This is a genomic window from Mycoplasma razini (assembly GCF_048076865.1).
Classification (GTDB): domain Bacteria; phylum Bacillota_I; class Bacilli_A; order Mycoplasmatales; family Metamycoplasmataceae; genus Mycoplasmopsis.
Window position 1 is genome coordinate 562,872 of the sequence record NZ_CP182212.1, and the last position, 16,623, is coordinate 579,494.

Annotated in this window: 13 protein-coding genes; 7 read left to right on the forward strand and 6 right to left on the reverse strand. The window is 29.2% G+C overall.

Features of this window, described 5'->3' with window-relative positions:
* Positions 1-600: 600 nt before the first annotated feature.
* Positions 601-1,224, reverse strand: coding sequence for a hypothetical protein (locus ACM0L0_RS02215; RefSeq protein ID WP_416738352.1), 624 nt, complete (start codon positions 1,222-1,224; stop codon positions 601-603).
* The gene (thrS, locus tag ACM0L0_RS02220; protein WP_416738353.1) at positions 1,217-2,962 is read right to left on the reverse strand and encodes a threonine--tRNA ligase; all 1,746 of its coding nucleotides are present in this window, start codon (positions 2,960-2,962) and stop codon (positions 1,217-1,219) included. The genes ACM0L0_RS02215 and thrS overlap by 8 nt, the downstream gene beginning before the upstream one ends.
* Before the next feature lie 359 nt (positions 2,963-3,321).
* Here thrS and ACM0L0_RS02225 point away from each other — a divergent pair, with 359 nt between their 5' ends.
* Positions 3,322-4,008 carry a hypothetical protein gene (locus tag ACM0L0_RS02225; protein WP_416738354.1) on the forward strand — a complete coding sequence of 229 codons (687 nt, stop codon included), beginning with the start codon at positions 3,322-3,324 and terminating at the stop codon, positions 4,006-4,008.
* Positions 4,009-4,082: 74 nt separating this feature from the next.
* Here the strand turns inward: ACM0L0_RS02225 and ACM0L0_RS02230 are convergent, their stop codons facing one another.
* The 4 genes from ACM0L0_RS02230 to secDF all read right to left on the reverse strand — a co-directional run bounded on the left by ACM0L0_RS02230 (position 4,083) and on the right by secDF (position 10,522).
* On the reverse strand, positions 4,083-5,540 hold the full coding sequence (locus tag ACM0L0_RS02230) for a hypothetical protein (protein ID WP_416738355.1): 1,458 nt from the start codon (positions 5,538-5,540) through the stop codon (positions 4,083-4,085).
* Positions 5,541-5,542: 2 nt separating this feature from the next.
* The gene (locus ACM0L0_RS02235) at positions 5,543-6,376 is read right to left on the reverse strand and encodes an ABC transporter ATP-binding protein (RefSeq protein ID WP_416738356.1); all 834 of its coding nucleotides are present in this window, start codon (positions 6,374-6,376) and stop codon (positions 5,543-5,545) included.
* A 162-nt stretch (positions 6,377-6,538) separates the two neighbouring features.
* A complete protein-coding gene (gene obgE, locus ACM0L0_RS02240; RefSeq protein ID WP_416738357.1) occupies positions 6,539-7,804 on the reverse strand; it encodes a GTPase ObgE in 1,266 nt (421 codons plus the stop codon).
* A 120-nt stretch (positions 7,805-7,924) separates the two neighbouring features.
* A complete protein-coding gene (secDF, locus tag ACM0L0_RS02245; protein WP_416738358.1) occupies positions 7,925-10,522 on the reverse strand; it encodes a protein translocase subunit SecDF in 2,598 nt (865 codons plus the stop codon).
* A gap of 227 nt (positions 10,523-10,749) precedes the next feature.
* Here secDF and ACM0L0_RS02250 point away from each other — a divergent pair, with 227 nt between their 5' ends.
* The 6 genes from ACM0L0_RS02250 (at position 10,750) to ACM0L0_RS02275 (ending at position 16,618) form a co-directional block, all read left to right on the forward strand.
* The gene (locus tag ACM0L0_RS02250) at positions 10,750-11,781 is read left to right on the forward strand and encodes a S66 family peptidase (protein ID WP_416738359.1); all 1,032 of its coding nucleotides are present in this window, start codon (positions 10,750-10,752) and stop codon (positions 11,779-11,781) included.
* A gap of 148 nt (positions 11,782-11,929) precedes the next feature.
* On the forward strand, positions 11,930-12,361 hold the full coding sequence (locus ACM0L0_RS02255; protein WP_416738360.1) for a hypothetical protein: 432 nt from the start codon (positions 11,930-11,932) through the stop codon (positions 12,359-12,361).
* A gap of 9 nt (positions 12,362-12,370) precedes the next feature.
* Complete coding sequence (locus tag ACM0L0_RS02260) at positions 12,371-14,050, forward strand: NusA N-terminal domain-containing protein (protein ID WP_416738361.1); 1,680 nt, start codon at positions 12,371-12,373, stop codon at positions 14,048-14,050.
* On the forward strand, positions 14,037-14,324 hold the full coding sequence (locus ACM0L0_RS02265; RefSeq protein WP_416738362.1) for a YlxR family protein: 288 nt from the start codon (positions 14,037-14,039) through the stop codon (positions 14,322-14,324). Before ACM0L0_RS02260 ends, ACM0L0_RS02265 begins: the two co-directional genes overlap by 14 nt.
* Complete coding sequence (infB, locus tag ACM0L0_RS02270; RefSeq protein ID WP_416738363.1) at positions 14,308-16,113, forward strand: translation initiation factor IF-2; 1,806 nt, start codon at positions 14,308-14,310, stop codon at positions 16,111-16,113. Before ACM0L0_RS02265 ends, infB begins: the two co-directional genes overlap by 17 nt.
* 4 nt (positions 16,114-16,117) lie before the next feature.
* Positions 16,118-16,618 (forward strand): adenine phosphoribosyltransferase, encoded by a 501-nt coding sequence (locus ACM0L0_RS02275; protein ID WP_416738364.1) that lies wholly within the window; start codon positions 16,118-16,120, stop codon positions 16,616-16,618.
* Positions 16,619-16,623: the final 5 nt, after the last annotated feature.

Genomic DNA, 16,623 nt, shown 5'->3' on the forward strand with positions numbered 1-16,623 from the left:
TCGATTTCTCGACTGTTATTTATTATATTTACATCATTATTCTTAAAATATTTTAATTCATCAATAAGTCCGTTATACCTTGGATTTAGATAGTAACTATAATACGAGCAAAAGGATATATACCTGGTTTTCCTCCTATAATAGATGCTACTCTTGTACCATGCATACTAATGCCATATGTGTATCATCATTCTTTTCGAAAATATTTACTATAATCTGCATCAAGCATATTCACAGTTTTTTATTTCCTACATCAAAATAATATGAATCATTTTATCCTTATGGAAAATATTCCACATATTATTATATCACTTTTATAGAGCGCTACTCTTTAGTTAACTTGAAATGGTTGAGGAATTTCTATTAATCATTTTAACAACATCTCTTATGAATAGGTGACTAATGAAGCGTAAAATCTCAATGCTCTCTTTTTAGATAATCATTTGTAATTTTCATTACACTTATAATAATTATCAAAGTAGTTAGTTTTGCAATAAATAGGGTGTTTTTCTTAGGCAAAAGTAAGCAAAAAACACCCAATATAAATATTATATAGGGTGTTGAATGTATTTGAAACTCAGGTTCACCCCGAAGGATGAATTATTTATTATCAGTATTTTCTATTTCTTGTTTAGTAAGATCTAACTCTTGAATAAGTTCTTTCTTCTGATCATGAGTAGTATTTAATATAGTGGCTTGCTTATTAAGATTTGAATTATTAGTTTCTAAAAAAGTTTTTTGTTTTCCAAACATTTGTCTTAATTTATCCATTAATTTTTCATTTAATGTGAATGTAGCAGCTAAATATGCTACAGCACATAGTAAGAAAACCAAAACAGTGTCAAACGGGAATACTAATCATTCAGTTTGAAAAGTTTCTTTATTATCTGGTCCTTTAATAGTATGAGATTGTGGAATTCAAAATAAAGTTAATACAATCCCTATAATAAAAACATAATTTGAAAAGCGATAAATAGATAGCTTTTTCTTTCAAGCTAATGCAAAACCAAATATTACTACACTAAATCCATAAACTAATGACATAATAATTCTTGCTCATAATGGTAAATGATAATTAGCATCAGTAATAAAGACATTTCAAGGGATAATAATACCACTAGATAAAATTAGTAATAAGCTAAATAATATTAAGTAAATATAAAATGATGTTATATATCAATTTCTTTTTTTAGAATGTTTAGTGGCAGTTTTTTGCTTATCCACGAGAATCTCTCAATCTCATCATTTTTAAAATGAAATCAGCTAATGGTAATGTAACAGTTTCTTCTTTTCCATATTCTCTATATGAAACAGTTTCACTAAGTCTTTCTTTTTCACCTAAAATAATTTGGTATTTAGATTTAGACATTTGAGCTTCACGAACTTTTTTACCAAGTCTTTCATCTCTATCATCGATTTTTGATCTAAAGTCTGCATTAAATAAGATTTTGTTGATTTCTTGTGCATATTTAACATCTTCAGCATTGTTAGTTGCTGGAATAACTGTAAATTGTTTAGGAGCAAGTCAAAATGGTAAAACACCTTTAGTTTGTTCCAATAAAATAGCAACAAAACGTTCATATGTTCCAATTAGTCCACGGTGAATCATAACTGGACGTTCTTCTTCATTGTTTTGGTTTGTAAATGTAATTTGGAAACGTTCTGGTAATAAGAAATCAAGTTGTAATGTTGAAACAGTGATTTCATGTCCTAAAGCTGTAAATATTTGAATGTCCATTTTAGGTCCATAGAAAGCTGCTTCACCAATTTTTTCTTCATATTTAACACCAAGTTCATTAAGCACTTCACGAAGTTGATTTTCAGCTTCATTTCACATGTGATCATCTTCATAGTATTTTTCTTTATTTTCTGGATCTCTTAATGAAAGTGAAACATATGAAATTTGTATTTTAAAGATTTCTAAAGTTTCTTTAATTAATTGGTACATTGATTTAAATTCTTCAGCGATTTGGTCTTTTCTTACAAATAAGTGTCCTTCTGTAAGAAGCATTCCTCTAACACGTTCAAGTCCTGTTAAAGCACCTGATTTTTCATATCTATATAGTTGTGATTGTTCAGAATATCTAATTGGTAAATCACGATATGAACGTTTTTCTGTGTTGTAACATAAAATGTGGTGTGGACATGTCATTGGACGTGGAATTAAACGTTCATTTTCAACTACTATAGGTCTAAACATATCATCTTTATAGTGAGCTAAGTGACCTGAAATTTCATAAAGTTCTTCTTCACCAAAGTGTGGAGTTAAAACTTCGGTAAATCCATATTTTCTGTCCATTTTAAGAACAAGATTTCTAATTTCGTTGTGAATGTACATTCCATCTTCAAGTCAGAATGGTAGTCCTTGACCACCTAATTTATTGAAAGTAAAAAGTTTAAGTTCTTTACCAATTTTTCTGTGGTCTCTTTCTTTTCTGTCTTTTAATATTTCTAAGTAAGCATCTAGTTCAGCTTGACTTTCTCATGAAGTACCATAAATTCTTGTTAATTGGATATTATCACTATTTCCTCTTCAGTATGCACCAGCAAGAGAAAGAAGTTTAAAGTATTTAATTTTTTTAGTGTCTTCTACATGCCCACCCGCACATAAGTCAACAAAAACAGTTTCATTATTAAGTGGATCAACTAGTGCGTAGAAAGTAACATTTTTCCCCGCTGCCACTAGTTCATCATATAATTCTTGTTTATAAGGTTTATTGGTAAAATCATATTCATTAATTGAAACTTGTTTCATAACTAAATTACGTGAAGCAAGTTTTTTCATGTATTTTTCAATTTTAGATAATTCAGTTTCACTTAATGGTGTTTCAAATTCGAAATCATAGTAGAATCCTTCATCTGTAGCAGGACCAAATCCTAATTTAACATTTGGATAAAGTTTTTCTACTGCTGCGCCAAGTAAGTGACTTGTTGTGTGATTTAAAAGTTTATTTGCTTTCATTGTTTCTCCTTAAATTAGTGAAATTATAATACTTTTTTCAGTTTATATCTTACTAAAGTAAGATAAAAAAACTAAACACAATAAGAAAAGAATCTACAAGAAAAAATCTTAGTGTTCAATAATTTATTTGTATATTTAAAAATATTTATTTTTAATATGAATAAAAAGTAATATTTTATAAGTATTTTTGATGCAAAAAGTCAATTAAAAAATAAAGAAATTAACACTATAATATAGGTGTAATAACCAATTCAATTCAAAAAGCATAAAAAAATTAATTAAATTGATACAATTAATATGTTATGAGCCTTTAGGTTTATAACATATCTCAATTAAAAATATTACAATCTAGGAGACAAATGAAAAAACCAAAATGATTTTTTTCACTGCCTTTAGTTACTGGTGTAGTTTTAGCTCCATTAGCTGCTGTTGCATGTAACGATACTAAATCAAAAGATGAAGAAATCAGCAAACTTAAAGCTGAAAAAGAACAATTAAACCAAGAAAAATCAAGCCTTTTAGTTGAAAAAGCAGCAAAAGAAGCTGAACTATTAAAAGTTACAAATGAAAAAGAAGAATTAACTAAATCTTCAAAAGCTGAATTAGAAAGTGCTAAAAGCTTACACAATATTGAACTTGAAAAATTAACTAAAAAAATTGAAGAATTAGAAAAAATAAACAATCACTATAAAGAAGAAAACTTAAAACTTCAAAGCGAAAAAGAAATTAAACTTGCAGAAGGTATAACTGAAGAAAAACTTGCAGCTGTTGAGGAAGTAGAAAGTATTGAAGCAATTGTTGCCAAAATTAAGAATGTTGATGGGGATTCAATTGACAAAAAAATTGCAAAATTTATTGCTCAAAACTACTCAGATAAAGAAAAAGCTGAGGAATTATCAACATCTATCTTCCTTGAATCAAATAAATACAAGGATAACGAAAAGGTAAAAGCTGCAAATGTTGATTTCAGTAAACTTGACAATGATGAACTACAAGACTCACTTAAATTTGCAGTTGAACTAGTTGATGCACTTCAAAAACAATAATAAATAGAACTATTTATGCACCAATTGATTTTAATTGGTGTTTTTTTATATAAAAAAGTGCCTAAGCACTTTAATTAACGTGTTGATCATTTAAATGATTTAGATGAAAGTCCAAATAGTAAGACGCTTCATACATAAGGTAAAATCAAGTTTACAATATTTTCAGCTTTTGAACCTATTTGAATTAAATCATCTTGAGAAATCGCTTTATTGCTCATTAAGATATATGAATGTAAATCATGACTAAAGTCAGCACGAAGTTTAATTCATTCAACAATTTGATGAGTGCTTTCATTTAAATTATTAGCATTTAAATTTTGAATTACTTGTTTAAATGAATCTTGATGTTCTACTGGAGCATTTGCACCTAATGCTAGGTTTTGTATAAACAATATATTATTGTCATTCATACCTTGCCCATTGGCTAAAATGTCTTTTAAACTATTATTAACTGTTTCAGTAAGCACTGATTCAAAAGGCACTACTAAAGGTTGAATAGTTTTAAGTGAATTGACTGAATAATAAGTTTTATTAACATCAAAGATATTATATTTTTCAAAAGCTATAGTGTGAAATTCACTAGTTGCAATATTATGCATATGATGCAATAATTGATCAATTTCTGGTTTAATTTCATTCCCTTGGAGTAATGGAAAGCGTTTTAAAGCTTGTGTATATTTAGCTACTGATTCTAAATAAGACATGTAATCATTTAGTGCATAAATAGCAGGAGCATCTTTGCTTGCAAAGTTTATGTATCTACCACCAACTGGCATAATTGATGTTAAATAAGCACTACCTTCAAAAGCCATTTTATTTTGAGTTATTGATGATTTAAATGGTGATATATATGAAAATCATCACATCCCTTTAACTTCTGAAACAGCTACCATTGGGAATACTTGTCCTGTTAAAAACATTGAAATAATTAATAACGTTGATCCAAGAGCTTGAATCATTAAGATAGATTTTGAAACTGAAACAATAAATAGCCCAACTGCTAAGGATACTAATGTTAAAGTTAATAATGAATAAATTAGTCCGCCAACTTCAATTTGTGCAAATATTTCTTTTAATGAAGCTAATGAAACATGATAATTTATGCCTCCTATTACTTTACTATATACAACTTTTCCTTCAATGAAGTAATCTGGTCCAAAAATAATAAAAGTGAAAAACAAAGTTCATAAGCCGGATAAAAACATAATAATAAAGTAATAGCTAGACACATAGAGCAAGAATACTAGTGGCTTTATTTTTGTTGCTCCAATTCTTTTAAGTAAGGTTGACTTTTTAAACTCAAAGATAGCAGTTGGAAGTGAAACACAAGCAATGGCTACTGGGCCAATTGTTAATGAAGATGAGGCAATCATAGGGTAATTAAAGATCAAACCACAGACAACAATAAAGATAATTGGGTAGCCAAAAGCAAAAAATGGACCAACGAAGGCTTTTCAAAAATGAATATTAATTAATGAAAATATTCCATTAAAAGTGTTTTCAGATTGTGATTTAATTCTTTTTGCTTTCATATTTATCCTATATATTTATCCAAACATTTAGCTATTGATCCAAATTGCTCTATGGTTTCTTCGGTTAAAGCGTCATAAATGATTTTACCCTTATGCATAATAACTATTCGATCTGCTATAATTTCAACTTCATTAACATCATGCGAGATTAATAAAATTGAAGATTCATTTGCGATGGCAAACTTTTTAATGAAATGGATTAAGCGAGATTTAATTTTTATATCTAGCCCAGTGCTTAATTCATCTAAAATAATTAATTTTGGACAGTGAATAATTGCTAATAAAGCATTAAGCCTTTGTTGCTGTCCGCCTGAAAGAGCAGAGGCTTTATTATAAATAAACTCATCTATTCCAAAAATTTTAATCAAATTTTCAATATCACTATCAGCTAAAGCTGAACCATAAATTTTTTTCATCGAAACAATTACATCTTTAACATTTAGCCCTTGCGGGTAAGAAGAATCTTGAAATTGTATTCCAATTAGCGCATTGCTAATTTTGCTATTTTCCTGCATATTATAAATAATTTGCCCACTAGTTGGATTTGAGATCCCAACAATCATTTCAACAGTTGTAGTTTTTCCAGCTCCATTTGAACCTAATAAAGCAACATTTTGACCTTGATATAAAGTTAAATTCATATCTTTTACTGCATAAAACTTCTTATTATGACGTAGTGAAAATTCTTTACTTACATTTTGAATAGTTATTAATTTCGGCAAGTCAAATTGTCTAGTTTCAACAGCTTGAAACAGTTCAACTTTTTCTGATTGCTTTTCTAAATCAGCTAAAAAAGCTTTTGAAATTTCTTGTACTTTAGTGATTTTTTCATTCATAATTAGTTCCTTATTACCTTAATTATAGATTTATTTTTGTGATATAAGCAAATATTGCAAAATATGGAAATTTTTTGTTCCACATTTTTTCTTTTACTGCTTTTTAAAGATACAACAAAAAAGCTGCTAGTTTTTACTAGCAGCAAATTAGCTTCTTTAAAATTATCTTTCATCAGTTCATTCAAATTGGAAACCATAAATACTTACGGTATCACCAATTTCAATGCCCATACGAACTAGTTCATCTCAAACACCCATCTTTTTCAAGATATTATTAAATCTAACTAAATTGTCAAAAGTATTAATTGGAATACGATTGTATAATTCTTCTACCTTTTTACCTTCAATTTCAAAGTATCCTTTGTATGGATTCTTAATTACATAGTCAGGTTCATATTCAATAACTGTTTCTTCTTCTTGTTCTTCCTCAATTGTTTCGTAATTGTGTTTAGTAATCATGTCTCATAATTTAGCTTTAACTTCTTCTAAATTTTCACGGAAAATAGCTGATATTGTAACAACTTCAATGTTAGGATATTTAGCTTTAAAAGCCTTAAAGTGAGCATCAAATGCATCTAAATCTGATTTATTAGCAATTACTAATTGAGGTTTGTTTTCAAGTTTTAAGTTATATGATTTTAATTCGTTATTAATTACTTCAAAATCTTCAATTGGATCTTTTTCTTCAGAACCAAAGTCGATAATGTGTGCTATAACTCTACAACGCTCAATGTGCTTAAGGAATTGGATTCCAAGTCCTTTCCCTAAAGCTGCACCTTTAATTAATCCAGGTAAGTCAGCTACAGTAAAGGAATCGTCATGGAATTGCACCATTCCAAGTTGTGGTACTAATGTGGTGAATTCATAATCAGCAACTTTAGCTTTAGCATTAGAAATAGCATTTAAGAATGTTGATTTTCCAGCAGATGGTTTTCCAACTACTCCAACATCACTAAGAATTTTTAAAACAATGTGAGCTTCAAATTTTTCACCAGGCATACCATTTTCACTAATTCTTGGTGCTGTATTTTTGGCAGTTTTAAACTTAGTATTTCCTCTTCCACCTTTTCCACCTTTAGCAATTAAGTATGGAACGTTTGCTTCAATAACATCAGCAATTAATTTTTTACCATTGTAAACTAATGTACCAACAGGTACCTTGATAAAAGTATCTTCAGCATTAGCGCCATATAAGTTTTTTGGTCCACCCTTGATACCATCTTTAGCTACAATGTGTTTATTTTTATAAAAGGCTAAGAGAGTGTTTTTACCACTATCACCAATAAAGTAGACGTTTCCTCCACGTCCACCATCTCCACCATCAGGTCCACCTTTATCAACGTGGGCTTCTCTACGGAATGAGACCATTCCATCACCACCACGTCCGGCTTGAATGCTTACATAAACTTCATCGATAAATTTAGCCATATTTCCCTCCTTGGATTAATTATGTATATGTATTGTTTTTTATTATTTGTTAATATTATATATTTTTGTCAAGATTATAAAAACAGCAATACAGTCTGCTGTTTTTATTCATTGATTTTATTAGATATAGTCGTTAATTCCAACAAAAGTTTGTTCATCTGGATGGTTGATATCTCAGTATCCAGTTTGAATTCTTTTTGCTCTAACTCTTTGACGATGTAATTCAAGTTTAGATCAGATTCATGAACAAATATAAATTGATGAATATACCCCAATGCTAATTCCAAATAACATAACAATGTTAAATGAGAAATCAGTTGCATTGTGGAAACATAATAACACAATGATTGCTAAAATAGTTGTTCCTGAAGTATATAAACTTCTCTTCAATGTTTCAGCAATTGAACTGTTAACGATTTTAGTAATTTCTGCTTTACCTAAAATTTGATTTACATATTGTGTTTTAATTGTTTCTCTAATTTTGTCAAATGTAACCACAGTATCATTGATACTTAATCCTAAAATTGAAAGCATAGCTGCCACAATAATAGTTGAAACTTGTAATCTTGTTATAACAATAAATGCCATAACCATTAAGAAGTCGTGTAATAAACCAATAATAGCTGCAATTGAATAAGTTCAGCTCATTCTGAATAATAAGTAAAGTACAATACCTGCAAAAGAAATTGCTGTGGCAATTACTGCATTAAGTACTAATTTTTGAGCTTCAGAAGATGAAATTGAGTAATCAATGATTTTAAGTGCTGAATCTTGTCCTAAAATTAGTTCTTTAATTTTTTGTAATTCAGCTAATGAAAACTCTTGAGCTGTTTTAATTGAGATAGCTCAGTTATCACTTGATGAATTTACTTTATTCAGTGAAATAATTGAGCCTACATTTTGAATATTTAGAGTTTGACTATTGTTTAATAAAGCTTGTTGAATAGCTTGAGCCTGAGCTTGAGTTAATTGTCCACCAACATCAGATGTAATGGTAATGTTTGTTCCACCTGAAAATTCTAATGAACGATTGAATCCTGCTCAAATGTCTTTGTTGGCTCCTGAAATTGATGCAAAGACGATAACACCAATTAGCATAAAGGTTAATGATCCTAAAGCAAATCATTTAGATTGTTTAAGGTAATTGTTGTTTTCAACAGCAACACCTAATTTAGTTTTATTATTAATGTATCTTTTTCTAATTCCTAGTAAATAAAGTTTGTTATCTAGTAAACCAGAGTTAACCAACATAGTTGCTAAGAATCTAGAAAATAGCAACATAACTAGTAATGTAAATAGAATAGAAAGTACTAATGTAACAGAGAATCCTCTAACTTCTTTAGTTCCGAAGTAGAAGAGAATAAACCCAACAATAATAGTTGTCACATTGGCATCTAAAATCGATGATAATGATAGTTTATTAGCATTTCTAAAGGATTTCTTCAGTGAGTCGCCTGTGTATACTTGACGTTTTAATCTTTCATAAGTAATAACATTAGCATCCACACTAATTCCGATCCCAATAATTAAAGCAGCAATTGTAGCTGGTGAATATTCACCACGAAGTACTGTAAATAGTAATAAAGTTAAGAATATATATAGTGCAATTGAAATTGTACTTAAGGCCCCTAGCAATCCATAGTTAACCATCATAAAGATTGAAATTAAACTAAAGATTACTAAACCTGCATACATAGCATAATTAAATGCATTTGAATTTAAGTTAGGATTTAAATAAATGTTTGAAAGTACACTTAATTCATAATCACTAAGACCAAAATTAATTTTTCCAGCTAATTCACCAGCTTCTTGTGGTGTAAAGTTTCCAGTGATTTGGACATCAGCTGTATTTAAAGGTTCATTAACACTTGCGTCAGAAATTAAATATTCCCTTGCATTAAATTCATGTTCCTTTAAAATGTTTGGTACTCTTTGAGGTTGCCCATTAATCCCCATAATTACACTGTATGGTTGGTTATTAACGTGAATAAAGTTTCATAAATTGTGACCTGAGGCTTCTCAATCACTTGGGTATTTTTCCTCAGCTAATTTAAGTAACTTTTCAATATTTAATCACATTAACATTCTGTGATCTTGCAACTGAGATACATATTCAGTTGCTTTAGTTCATTGGAAAATAGCATCTTTATCAGCTAATCTTAAGTTAACTGATGTTTTACCATTTTGTGTGTTTGAAGAAACAGCTGCTGAATTTTGTTTAAATGGAGGGATCCAGTTCATTGGACTTCCTTCATTTGCATTAAGAGAGTTAATTGGATTTCCTACTTTAAAAATGCCATCATAGAACAAGGGTTGCAAGTCAGCATTAGTTATGGTTAAAATAGGCTTATCAACTATTTCTTTTTCAAATTCAATACGCTGTGAATCAGTTATAGCTCCACTCTTAGTGATTCTAATTTTTCCTTCACCTTCTGAAGATACTGTTATACCATTAAGCCCAGTACCACCAGTTAAACGTTCAAATAAAGATCTATTAACTTGTTCAGTTAGTTGATTGTCAGCATTCTGACCATCTTTTTTAACTTGGACAAGTACTTCAATTCCTCCACCATACTCAATTGATTTATTAACGTTTTTATTAATGTAGAATACACTGCCAAAAACGATTGCTAATATTGCTGAGATTATAGTGATGAAACTGATTATCAATCTCTTAAAATTATTTAATTTTAAAAATTTGTTTCATCTCTTTTTCATAACTAGTATATATTTTAGCAAAAAAAACCTATATTCATAATGAATATAGCTACTTAGATAAATATTTTCCTTTTGTTCCTATCTAATAGTGTTAAAAGTTTCAATATTCATTTCTATAAACTTTTTAAACAAAAGCTAAAAATTTAAGATTAATTTACCTCTAGTTTAGTAAAAGAAAAATATAAATGTAATATTTGTTATAATTTAAGAATATAGAAAGAAGAATTATGATAAAAACAATTGCATTAGTATCACTTTCAAGTGGTATTCTAGGAGAAGCTTTCGCCAAACATGAACTAGATCTTGGAGTACAACGCCTTGAACAAATGGGATTAAAAGTCAAAATTATGCCAAATGCCTTAAAAGGAATTGACTTCTTGGATAAAAATCCACAAGCTAGAGCAGAAGACTTGATCACAGCATTTAAAGATCCTGAAGTGGATATGATCTTATGTGCTATTGGAGGCTTTGACACCTATAGATTAATACCTTTTTTAATAGAACAAAATACTTTAGCTAGTTGCTTAAAAGAAAAAGTATTTTTAGGTTTTTCTGATACAACAATTAACCATTTTTTACTGTACAAACTAGGTTTAAAAACATTTTATGGGCAAGCTTTTTTAACTGATATTTGTGAGCTAGAACCAAATATGCTGCCTTATTCTAAACATTATTTTGATGAATTAATTACAAGTGGCTCAATTAGTCAAATTACTCCTTCTAAGACTTGGCACAAGGAAAGAAAAGATTTTAGTCCTAGCGCGCTAAATACCAAACGTGAAGTTTTATCAAATAAAAATGGATTTGAATTATTGCAAGGAAAGAGTAATTTTGAAGGTGAAATTTTAGGTGGATGTATAGAATCAATATATGACAATTTTTTAAATATTAATTCACCAGCCTATGCGGTTACTTCTAAGTATCAAATCTTCCCAACTTTGGATCAATGAGAAAATAAAATTTTATTATTAGAAACAGCAGAAACCAAATCATCTCCGGAACATTATTTCACTATGCTACAGGCTTTAAAGTCTTATGGAATCTTTGATAAAGTGTCAGGTGTACTTGTAGGTAAACCTCAAGATGAAGCTTATTATCAAGAGTATAAAACAGTGTTAAAGGAAGTAATACCTAACAATGTTCCTGTTTTATATAATGTCAATATAGGACATTCAACACCAAGATGTATTATTCCGTTAGGAATTAAAGCACATGTTGATGCAAATAAGCAAATTATTACCTTTGATAAAAAGCTTTAAAATCAAAAATAACTACCTAATAAGGTTTAAAAAAATAATTATTTTTAAAAAACTTTTACTTTTTATTGTATTATATATGTATAAATTAAATTGTTAAAGAAAGGAGTTGCTGGTTCAGCAACTCTTTATCATTTACATAGGAGGAAAAATGTTTAACGAAAACAAATTAAAAGAACAGTTTCCTAAAATTTTATACGCAAGTATAACAAGTGATCCAGTGTTTGGAAAAACACTTTCAATCACAGTTGATTCTACAAATTTAGAGGAAGTTGAAAAAATTTCAAGATCAATTTCAGCTTATTTAGAATCTGAAAACTGGTTCACAGATGATTTTTCTTTAGAAGTGCTTTCTAAAGGAACAGACTTGTCTGTAACTTTTGATAACATCAATGAATTTATTGATAAATATTTAGACATTAAATTAGTTAAACCTTTTGATGGCTTACTTGAATTAATTGCTAAATTATTATCAGTTGAAGAAGATCATATTTTGGTTGAATGAAATCAAAAAGGCAGAATCAGAAAAATCAAAATCGAAAAAGCTAATATATCTGAAATTAGCGAATATATAAAATTTTAAGAGGACATTATGGCTACTAAAAAAACAACCCCAGAAGTTAATAATTCTGAAGAATTTCAATTATTTAGATTAATTAATGAAGTTGCTACACACAATGATTTCTTATTTGAAGATATTATGGAAATCTTTAGACAAGCTACTGAAAGAGCTTTTGTTAAAAATATTGACAAAGGTGCAGAAATTTTACTTGAAGCTGATTACGAAAATAAATTAGTAAAAATGTATAACACAAATGGTGAAGTAGTTGAAAATGATTTTGAATTCAATGAAGAAACACCTGAGGAAAAACTAATTTGCATGACATTAGCACAAGCTCAAACATTAAATCCATCAGCAGAAATTGGTGATGCAATTAAAATTCCGTTTACTTTTGCAGACTTACCAAACAGAATTAATGTTGCAATCTTAAACGATTACAAACAAGAATTTAAAGCAATTGAAAAAGCAAAAATTATTGCTAAATACTCTCAATTACTAGGCAAAAAAGTTGATGCTAAAGTATTAACAAGAAATAAAAATGGTTCATATAATGTTTCATTTGAAGACCAAATTACAGCTTTCTTACCAGCAAACAAAGTTAATGAAAAACTTAACTTACAACCAGGAAAATTTATTCCAGTATATATTGATGCAATTAATGAAGACTCAAAATTAAGTATTGTTCAAGTTTCAACAACTTCAAATACTGAATTATTCGATTTATTATTCAATGAAATTCCAGAAATTCAAAACGATGACTTACAAATTGTTGCAATTGAAAGATCAGCTGGTTCAAGATCTAAAGTTGCATTAAGAAAGAACCCAGATAGAAAACTTGATTTTGACACTATCGGAACAGTATTAGGTGAATATTCAAATAGAATTAATGCTATTTCCGACTTATTAGGTGGAGAAAAAATCGACTTAATTAACTATTCAGATAACATCTTAGAATATATTAAAAATGCCTTAGCTCCTGCTAAAGTATTAGATGTTATCATAGTAAAAGAAGAAGGTGTTGATAAATATTATGCAATTGCACGTGATAACGAAATTAACATTGCTATTGGTAAAAAAGGTATTAACATCGAACTTGCTTCAAAACTAACAAACAGCAGAATTACAGTAATTAAAGCAAGTGAAGCAATTGAAAGAGGTTTTGAATTCAAAAAAGCTGATGAATTTGAACCTCACTACTTCAAAACAACTGAAAGAAACAAGAGCTCAAAAGCTTCAAAAATGCTTAACAATCTTGACTCATTCATTGATACAGATGCTTTATTTAACAACTTTAACCATGGACTAGATGAATTTGGTAATGAAGTAGCTTCTGAAAACAACTCAACAGCTAAAGCAGTTAAGAAAGTTGCAGCTAAAAGACATGCAATTAACATGCAAGATCTTGACACTTTATTCGATGAAGAAGCTATTAAAGTTGAAGATGCAATCGATTCAATTGATAGTTATGACTTCATTAATGAAATTGAAAAATACGATATTGAATATGCTGATGAAAATTCAGATGAATTAGAAGAAGAATATGCACCAGAATCAGAAGAAGAAACTAGTGCTAAAACTCAAAAAGTACTTAATGAATTCAAAAATTCTAAAGTGCAACTTAAAGATTTCAAAGTTGATGATGATCTAGCGTCTTATGGATTAGCTAATTCATTAGATGTTTCAGAACTTGCAGATGATGATTGAGAATAAAATTTACACTCGTAAATGTATTGCAACTAATCAAATAATTGAAGTTGATAAATTAGTTAGATTTAGCTTTGATAAAGAAACTAATCTAGTTGAATTGGATTTAGATCATAACAAACTAAAAAGAGGGGCTTATTTCATCCCTACTCAAGAAAATTGAAATTACATAAAGAAAACCAGAGCTCTAAATCGTGTATTCCGTACTAATATAAAGCCAGAAGTATACACAGAAATAGAAGAACAATTAAAGGAGGTGCTTTATGACAAAGAAAAATAATAGAATTTCAAACATAAATGAAATTAAAGAACAGTTATCAAACACAAAAACAGAATTAAAAGATGGTGTATTTATCTTTACAGAGAAAATGACTATTGCTGATTTCGCTGAAAAAATTAACATTTCAGCTAATGAAATTATCAAGAAAATGTTCATGCAAGGAAAAATGTGCAACGTAAATACAATTCTTGATGAAGAACAAATTGCAGAAATTTGTTTAGACTATGGTTACGATTTCCAAAAGGAAACCAATATTGATGGTTCAAACTTCTTAGATGAAGTTAACTTTACTGATGACGAACAAGATTTAGTTCGTAGATCTCCAATCATTACAGTTATGGGACACGTTGACCACGGTAAAACTACTTTAATTGACAAAATTAGACACTCAAATGTTGTTGCTACTGAAAGCAGTGGAATTACACAACATACAGGTGCATATCAAATTGATTATAAAGGGCATAAAATTACATTCCTTGATACTCCAGGGCATGAAGCCTTTACTCAAATGCGTGCACGTGGAGCTAAAGTAACTGATATAGTTATTTTAGTAGTTGCAGCAGATGATGGTGTTATGCCACAAACCAAGGAAGCTATTGAACACTCAAAAGCAGCAGGTGTGCCAATGATTGTTTTCGTTAACAAGATGGATAAACCTAATAAAGACTTAGACAGAATTAAAGGTGAACTTGCTGAAAATGACGTACTTATTGAAGAATATGGTGGTGATACACAAATCGTGTATGGTTCAGCTATGAAGGGTGAAGGTCTTAATGAATTATTTGATGCAATTATGTTATTATCAGATATTTTAGATCTCAAAGCTAACCCTAATAGATATCCTATTGGTACTGTTATTGAATCAAGAATCGATAAAGGAATTGGTTCAGTTTCAACAATCATTGTTGAAAATGGTACCTTATACAAAGGTGACTTCTTAGTTGCTGGTTCACGTTACGGAAGAGTTAGAATGATTTTTGACTCAAACGGAGCTACAATTGATAAAGTTACACCAGGTGCTCCAGGTATTATTTCAGGACTTAACTATGTACCTGATGCTGGAGATCGTTTTATCGGATTTAATGATGAGAAATTCGCTAAAAAATTAGCACAAGAAAAAGCTAATGCAGATAAAATGGACTTACTATACTCACAAAGTAATGTTGAAGAAAATATTGATGGTAAAAAAGCTATTAACGTAATTGTTAAGTCAGACGTTTATGGTACTTCACAAGCAATTAAGGATCAAATTAACTTACTTGAAAATGATGAAGCTATCATTAAAGTTATTTCAGCTGGTGCTGGTAATGTTAATGAAACTGACTTATTACTTGCTAAAGCTTCAAACGCAACTATTTTCTGTTTCAACTTAAAAGTTTCTCCAAACATTAAACAAAATGCTGCTAGTGCCAGCGTTTCATTAATTGTACATAACGTTATTTACAAAATTATTGAAGACTGTCAAACAATGTTAGATGGAGAAAAAGCCCCAGTTTATGAAGAACGTAAAATTGGAGAAGCACACATTATTAAAGTATTCTTCTACTCAAAAGTTGGTAAGATTGCTGGATGTATGTGTGATTCAGGTGTAGTTAAAGCAAACTCTAAAGTTAAAGTTATTAGAGCTGGCAAAACAATTTATGAAGGTGTTATCGAAACACTTAAACGTGATAAAAATGACACTAAAGAAGTTGTTAAAGGAAAAGACTTCGGTACACATATTAAAGGATTCAATGATATTGTTGAAGATGATGTTTTAGAATTCTACGAAGATGTAAGGGTAAACTAATACTATGAACTTAAATAAATTTATTAATCACGTTCCTGATTTTCCAAAACCAGGTATTATATTTAAAGATATTGCTCCATTATTAAATAATCCTGAAGCATTTAATTATGTTATTGATCAAATGGCTCAATATGTAGCAGATGCTGATATTATTGTTGCACCAGATGCAAGAGGATTTATCTTTGGAACACCAGTAGCTTATAAAGCTAAAAAACCATTTGTTATGGTTAGAAAAAAAGGTAAATTACCAGGTAAAGTAATTCAACAAAATTATGATTTAGAATATGGTAATAACACTCTTGAAATTCAAGCTGAAGTTCTTAAACCAGGACTGAAAGCAGTTATTGTTGATGACATCTTAGCTACTGGAGGAACAACTAAAGCAATTATTGATTTATTAAAAAATCAAGGAATTGAAGTCACTGATTTAGTTGTACTAGCTGAAATTCCAGAATTACAAGCAGCTAAAATTTTAGGAAACGTGAAAATACATTCAATTATGTAAAAAAT